Annotated in this window: 5 protein-coding genes; all 5 read right to left on the bottom strand. The window is 70.5% G+C overall.

Annotated features, from left to right (window positions below):
• Window positions 1-97: 97 nt before the first annotated feature.
• Complete coding sequence (locus ACFYWX_RS23830) at window positions 98-1,189, bottom strand: glutamate--cysteine ligase (RefSeq protein ID WP_389426087.1); 1,092 nt, start codon at window positions 1,187-1,189, stop codon at window positions 98-100.
• Between the two features lie 82 nt (window positions 1,190-1,271).
• Entirely contained in the window at window positions 1,272-3,476 is a 2,205-nt protein-coding gene (gene glgB / locus ACFYWX_RS23835; RefSeq protein ID WP_389426088.1) for a 1,4-alpha-glucan branching enzyme, read from the bottom strand.
• A 5-nt stretch (window positions 3,477-3,481) separates the two neighbouring features.
• Window positions 3,482-4,849, bottom strand: a complete 1,368-nt coding sequence (locus ACFYWX_RS23840; protein ID WP_389426089.1) for a maltokinase — start codon at window positions 4,847-4,849, stop codon at window positions 3,482-3,484.
• 28 nt (window positions 4,850-4,877) lie between these two features.
• Entirely contained in the window at window positions 4,878-6,614 is a 1,737-nt protein-coding gene (treS, locus tag ACFYWX_RS23845; RefSeq protein WP_389426090.1) for a maltose alpha-D-glucosyltransferase, read from the bottom strand.
• A partial coding sequence (locus ACFYWX_RS23850; protein ID WP_389426091.1) for an alpha-glucosidase C-terminal domain-containing protein occupies window positions 6,611-7,027 on the bottom strand: 417 nt, incomplete at its 5' end. The genes treS and ACFYWX_RS23850, both read right to left, overlap by 4 nt.

Here is a 7,027-nt window from a genome sequence, read left to right on the forward strand (position 1 = left end):
GAATGTAGCCCAGGTGAGACCGGATGGTGCCGGGAATCGAGAAGTATTCCGGCCGCCGCTGATCGAAGGCCGCTGGTCCCGGTCCTGGTCCCGTGCGTCAACCGGCCTGGGTCTGGCGCACGCACTCCGTGACGACGTCCCGCAGGCTGCCCGTCCGCTCCAGCAGCGCGCGCTGTATCTGGGCCCCGTTGCCGTGCCGCAGCAGCTCCTGGCAGGTCGTGCGGGCGAGTTCGAGGTCCCCGGTGTCGCCGAGCGCGTCCTCGACGTGTTCGAGCAGCGTCCGTACGACCGTCTCGGCGGGTGTGCGCCGCATGGTCGTGGGGTGCAGCAGCTCGCCGGTCAGGCCGGAGCGCGCGGCCCGCCAGTCGGCCAGCCGCAGCAGGCTCACGCTGTGGTCGACCGGCTCCCGGCCGGCCCGCCACTCCCGGGCGGCGGTCTCCACGAGGCCGCGGGCGAGCGCCGCTGTCAGCACGGCCGTGTCCGCGTGCAGACAGACGTCCGCCACGCGGATCTCCACCGTGGGATAGCGCGGGGACAGCCTGGCGTCGAAGTAGATCATGCCCTCGTCGAGGATGGTGCCCGTGGCCACCATGTCGGCGACCCGCCGGTGATAGCGCTCCGGTGAGTGGAAGAGCTCCGTCGGACCGGCCGACGGCCAGCGCTGCCACACCCGGTTGCGGTAGCTGCTGTAGCCCGAGTCCCGGCCCATCCAGAAGGGTGAGTTGGCGCTCAGCGCCACCAGCACCGCCAGCCATGGCCGTACCCGGTCGACGACCGCCACCCCCTCCTCGTCCGACTCGACGGACACATGCACATGACAGCCCATGACGAGCTGTTCGCGGGTCGCGATCCCGTAGTGCTCCGCCATCCACCGGTAGCGGCGGTTCATGCCCACCGCGGGACTGACGGGCAGCGGCGACGTGGCGAGCGCGGCGACCGCGCACCCGGTCTCCCGGGCGTGTCGGCCCGCTTCCTTCCGGCAGCGGACGATCTCCTCGCCCAGTTCGCCCATCCCCGACTGCGGGTGGGTGGCGAACTCCAGCATCTGGTCGTGCAGTTCCTTCTCGAAGACGTCCTGCTTCTCCTCTTCCCGCTCGGCGTGGGCGAGGACGGCGGCGGAGAGCGCCTGCGGTTCACCGGTCTCCGGGTCGACCAGGAGGAGTTCCTCCTCCACTCCGACAGTGCGCACGGGATGCAGCCCTTTCTGCCGGCCTACTGCGACGACGGGGACGCCCCGGTCGTACGCCCCCGAATGCCCCGTCGGCGGTACTTCACACGGGGTACGGCATCAGCCACACCGTGGCGAGAGGCGGCAGCGTGAGCCCGACGGACCCGTCCTCAGGCTTCACCGGATCCGGGTTGGTGACATCGCTCCCGCCGTAGCGGGCGGCGTCGGTGTTGAGGACCTCCAGCCAGGCCGGGACGTCGTCGGGGACGCCGAGGCGGTAGTCGTGGCGGACCACGGGGGAGAAGTTGCTGACCGCGAGCAGGGGGGTGCCGTCGGCGTCGTGGCGCAGGAAGGCGAAGACGTTGTCGTCGGCGGAGTGGCAGGCCACCCACCGGAAGCCCGACGGATCGGTGTCCAGCTGCCACAGGGCCGGGGTGTGGCGGTAGAGGACGTTGAGGTCCCGGACGAGGTCACGCACGCCCCGGTGGTCCGGCTCGGCGCTGTAGGCCGGGTCGAGCAGCCACCAGTCCGGACCGTCCGCCTGAGACCACTCGCCACCCTGGGCGAACTCCTGCCCCATGAAGAGCAGTTGCTTGCCGGGGTGGGCCCACATGAAGCCGAGATACGCCCGGTGGTTGGCGCGTCGCTGCCACCAGTCGCCGGGCATCTTGGAGACGAGGGCCTGCTTGCCGTGGACGACCTCGTCGTGGGAGATCGGCAGGACGTAGTTCTCGCTGTAGGCGTACACCATCGAGAAGGTCATCTCGTGGTGGTGGTACTTGCGGTGCACCGGCTCGTGCTTGACGTACTCCAGCGAGTCGTGCATCCATCCCATGTTCCACTTCAGGCCGAAGCCGAGACCGCCGCCGTCGGTCGGCCGGGTCACCCCGCCCCAGGCGGTCGACTCCTCGGCGATGGTCACCACGCCCGGCACCCGCCGGTACACGGTCGCGTTCATCTCCTGCAGGAACGCCATCGCGGCCAGGTCCTCCCGGCCGCCGTAGGCGTTGGCCTCCCACTGCCCGGACTCCCGCGAGTAGTCGAGATACAGCATCGAGGCCACCGCGTCCACGCGCAGGCCGTCGATGTGGAACTCCTCGCACCAGTACACCGCGTTGGCGACCAGGAAGTTGCGCACCTCGGTGCGACCGTAGTCGAACTCGTAGGTGCCCCAGTCCGGGTGCTCGGCGCGCCGCGAGTCCCCGGGCTCGTACAGCGCGTCCCCGTCGAAGCGGGCCAGCGCCCAGTCGTCCTTGGGGAAGTGGGCCGGCACCCAGTCCATGATCACGCCGATGCCGGCCCGGTGCAGGGAGTCGACGAGGTACCGGAAGTCGTCGGGCGTGCCGAGCCGCGAGGTCGGCGCGTAGAAACCGGTGACCTGGTAGCCCCAGGAGCCGCCGAAGGGGTGCTCGGCGACCGGCATCAGCTCCACGTGCGTGAAGCCCAGGTCCTTGACGTACGGCGGCAGTTGCTCGGCCAGCTCGCGGTACGTCAGCCCCTGCCGCCAGGACGGAAGGTGTACCTCGTACACCGAGAACGGGGCCTCGTGCACGGGCGTGTCGCCGCGGTGGGCCAGCCACTCCTCGTCGCCCCACTCGTGATGGGCGGCCGTCACGATCGACGCCGTGTCCGGCGGGACCTCCGTGCGGCGGGCCATCGGGTCGGCCTTGAGGAACCGCTCGCCGTACCGGGAGGTGATCTCGAACTTGTACGCGGTGCCCTCGCCGACGCCCGGCAGGAACAGTTCCCACACCCCGGACGCGCCGAGCGACCGCATCGGGAACGCCGTCCCGTCCCAGCACGTGAAGTCGGCGGCGACCCGCACGCCCTGCGCGTTCGGCGCCCACACGGTGAAACGGGTGCCGCTCACGCCCTGGTGCGTCATCGGCTCCGCGCCGAGCGCCTTCCACAACTGCTCGTGCCGCCCCTCCCGGATGAGGTGCAGATCGAGCTCACCGAGCGCCGGCAGGAAGCGGTACGGGTCGTGCACCTCGTGCTCGTCGCCGCCGTACACCACCACCAGCGTGTACGCCGGGTTCGCGTCGAGCGGCAGTACGGCGGAGAAGAGGCCGTCGCCCTCCGAGGTGAGCCCCGTGCGCTCGCCGTCGATGACGACGCTCACGGCGTCGGCGAAGGGCCGCAGGGCGCGCACGGCGATCCCGCCCGGCACCGGATGCGCGCCCAGCAGGGCGTGCGGGTCGTGATGGGCACCCGACAGCAGGCGCGCACGGTCACCGGCGTCCAGGGCGGGGGCCGTCGACGGGACGGGGCCCGCCGATTCGGGGAGCGACGTGTCGCGCAGTGCCATCGGGGTCAGCCTCCTCGGACGGCGAGACGTTCGATCGCCGCCATCGGTACGGGAAGCCAGGCGGGACGGTGCCGGGCCTCATAGAGAACCTCGTACACGGCCCGGTCCGTCTCGTAGGCACGGAGCAGGGCGTGCTTCTTGCGCGGGTCCCAGCCCGCTCGTACGGCGTAGCCGGCGCAGTAGGCCTCGCGGCAACGGCGCGCCCACTCGGGCCGCCAGGGGCGGCGCTGCCGGGCGGCGTAGTCGAAGGAGCGCAGCATCCCGGCGATGTCCCGCACGGGGGAGTGGACGCTGCGCCGCTCGGCCAGCGGACGGGACGGCTCGCCCTCGAAGTCGATGACGAACCACTCGCGCCCCGCCCGCAGCACCTGCCCCAGGTGCAGGTCTCCGTGGATGCGCTGGGCACTCGGCCCGGGGTCGCAGGCGACGAGGGCGGCGAAGGCGGTCCGCAGACCGGACACGAACGGCCGCAGGGCGGGCACGGCGAGCGCGGCCGCCTCCAGCCGCTCGGTCATCGCCGTCGCCATCGCTCCGCCCCCGTCGGGGTCACCCCCGGGGAAGGCCGCGGCCAGCGCCAGGTGCACGTCCGCGGTGGCCCGCCCCAACTCGTGTGCCTCCGCCGTGAAGTCCTCACCGCGGGACAGCGCGTGCAGGGCCAGAGTCCAGCCGTCCGAGGCGTCGGGCAGGAACGGCTGGAGCACGCCGAGCGTCGCCTCCTGCGGCTGGGTCGTGCGGAACCAGGCCACCGGCGCCGGCACCCGCCCGCAGCCCTGCTCGGCCAGCGCGACCGGCACCTCCAGGTCGGGGTTGACGCCCGGCTGGATGCGCCGGAAGACCTTCAGGATGAACGCGTCGCCGTACACCAGCGAGGTGTTGGACTGCTCGGCGTCCAGCAGCCGCGGCGCCAGTCCGGAGGGCAGCGGCACGGCCGGGTCCGAGTGGAAGTGCAGGGGACCCAGCGTGCCGGGGTGCCGCAGCCGTTCAAGGAGCAGATGCGCCGAACGCGGGTCCAGGAGCGCGTCGTAGACCGTCAGACCGGCGAACGGACCGCTCTCCGCCCGCCCGATCAGGGCCCGGCCGAGACGCGGCGACAGATGCTCCTGGACTCCGATGAGGAGCTGGTAGCAGTCGCCGCCGGGCGTGGCGGTGCCGCCGCCCGGAGTGGGGACCGGCGCGTGGTCCGCCTGCACCAGCAGATGCAGGCAGCCCGGGTACAGCTCGGTCATGGACAGCAGACGCAGGTCCGTGACCGGTCGGTCCTTGCCGGCGAACCAGCGCTGCTGCGGCAGCCACTCGCGCAACAACTCCCCGAGCGACGCCATCGGCTGGGCGATGCCGGTCCTGCTCGGGTCGAGAGATGCGGTCTTCGGCATGGTGACGCGTCCTTTCCTCGGCGCACGCTCAGTGGCGGCGGCCGATGCGGGATGCGACTCGGGCGAGCCGGAACCAGTAGAAGCCGTGGCCCGCCAAGGTCAGCAGGTACGGCAGTTCGCCGATCGCGGGAAAGCGCACCCTGCCGAACAGTTCGACCGGGTGGCGTCCGTTGAACATGCTCAGGTCCAGCTCGGTGGGCTGCGAGAACCGGGAGAAGTTGTTCACGCACAGCACCAGGTCGTCGTCGCCCTCCTCGTTCGAGGGAGCCTCGCGCAGGAACGCCAGGACCGCGGGATTGGAGGAGTGCAGCTCGATGTACGACCCCAGCCCGAAGGCAGGATTCTGCTTGCGGATCTCGATCATGCGGCGGGTCCAGTGCAGCAGCGACGAGGGCGACGACATCGACGCCTCGACGTTGGTGACCTGGAAGCCGTGGACCGGGTCCATGATCGTCGGCAGGAACAGTCGGCCGGGATCGGCCGTGGAGAAGCCCGCGTTGCGGTCGGGTGTCCACTGCATCGGCGTGCGCACCGCGTCGCGGTCGCCGAGCCAGATGTTGTCGCCCATGCCGATCTCGTCGCCGTAGTAGAGGATCGGCGAGCCCGGGAGGGAGAGCAGCAGGGCGGTGAACAGCTCGATCTGGTTGCGGTCGTTGTCGAGCAGGGGGGCCAGGCGGCGGCGGATGCCGATGTTGGCGCGCATCCGCGGGTCCTTGGCGTACTCCGCGTACATGTAGTCGCGCTCTTCGTCGGTGACCATCTCGAGCGTGAGCTCGTCGTGGTTGCGCAGGAAGATGCCCCACTGGCAGTTGGAGGGGATGGCCGGGGTCTTGGCGAGGATCTCGGAGACCGGGTGGCGCGACTCGCGGCGCACGGCCATGAAGATGCGGGGCATGACGGGGAAGTGGAACGCCATGTGGCACTCGTCGCCGCCGGAGGTGTAGTCGCCGAAGTAGTCGACGACGTCCTCGGGCCACTGGTTGGCCTCCGCCAGCAGCACCGTGTCCGGGTAGTGGGCGTCGATGTCCTTGCGCACCCGCTTGAGGAACTCGTGGGAGGCCGGGAGGTTCTCGCAGTTGGTGCCCTCCTCCGCGTAGAGATAGGGCACGGCGTCGAGGCGGAAGCCGTCGATTCCCAGGTCCAGCCAGAAGCGCAGGGCGGCCAGGATCTCCTCCTGCACGGCCGGGTTCTCGTAGTTGAGGTCCGGCTGGTGGGAGAAGAAGCGATGGAAGAAGTACTGCCCCCGGACCGGGTCGTACGTCCAGTTGGACACTTCGGTGTCGACGAAGATGATCCGCGCGTCCTGGTACTGCTTGTCGTCGTCGGCCCACATGTAGTAGTCGCCGTAGGGCCCGCCCGGGTTGGCGCGGGACTCCTGGAACCACGGGTGCTGGTCGCTGGTGTGGTTCATGACGAAGTCGATGATGACGCGCATACCGCGCTGGTGGGCGGCGTCGACGAACTCCACGAAGTCGGCGAGGTCGCCGAACTCGGGCAGGACGGCCGTGTAGTCGGAGACGTCGTAGCCGCCGTCACGCAGCGGCGACTTGAAGAAGGGCGGCAGCCAGAGGCAGTCGACGCCGAGCCACTGCAGGTAGTCCAGCTTGGCGGTCAGACCCTTGAGGTCGCCGACTCCGTCGCCGTTGCTGTCCTGGAAGGAGCGGACGAGGACCTCGTAGAAGACGGCGCGCTTGAACCAGTCCGGGTCCCGGTCCTTGGCGGGCGTGTCCTCGAAGGTGTCCGGGACGGGCGAGTTGACAGTCATGACGCTCTTGACCCTCCGATCTGCGGTGCGGCTCGCCTGACGTGGAGCACGTGGGCCGGCGCCCGGCCGGGGTCCAGGCACACGTAGTTGGTGTTGCCCCACTGGTAGGTGGCACCCGTCAGCTCGTCGTGCACGGTCAGGGGCGCGCCCTGGTCCAGGCCGAGGTGCGGCATGTGCAACGAGACCGTGGTCTCCTGGGTGTGGTGGGGGTCGAGATTGACGACCACGATCACCGTGTCGGCCCCCGTGCGCTTGCTGTAGGCGATGACGGCGTCGTTGTCGGTGTGATGGAAGCGGAGGTTCCTGAGCCGCCGCAACGCCGGGTGGTCGCGTCGGATGGTGTTGAGCCTGGTGATGAGGGGGGCGATGGTGCGGTTCTCGCGGGCGGCGGTGTCCCAGTCGCGGGGGCGCAG

The sequence above is a fragment of the Streptomyces sp. NPDC002888 genome (assembly GCF_042888465.1).
Classification (GTDB): Bacteria; Actinomycetota; Actinomycetes; order Streptomycetales; family Streptomycetaceae; genus Streptomyces.

Bases quoted from the DNA above. Each gene is read 5' to 3' on its own strand.
- glgB (WP_389426088.1), bottom strand. From the start codon at position 3,476: ATGGCACTGCGCGACACGTCGCTCCCCGAATCGGCGGGCCCCGTCCCG.
- ACFYWX_RS23840 (WP_389426089.1), bottom strand. From the start codon at position 4,849: ATGCCGAAGACCGCATCTCTCGACCCGAGCAGGACCGGCATCGCCCAG.
- treS (WP_389426090.1), bottom strand. From the start codon at position 6,614: ATGACTGTCAACTCGCCCGTCCCGGACACCTTCGAGGACACGCCCGCC.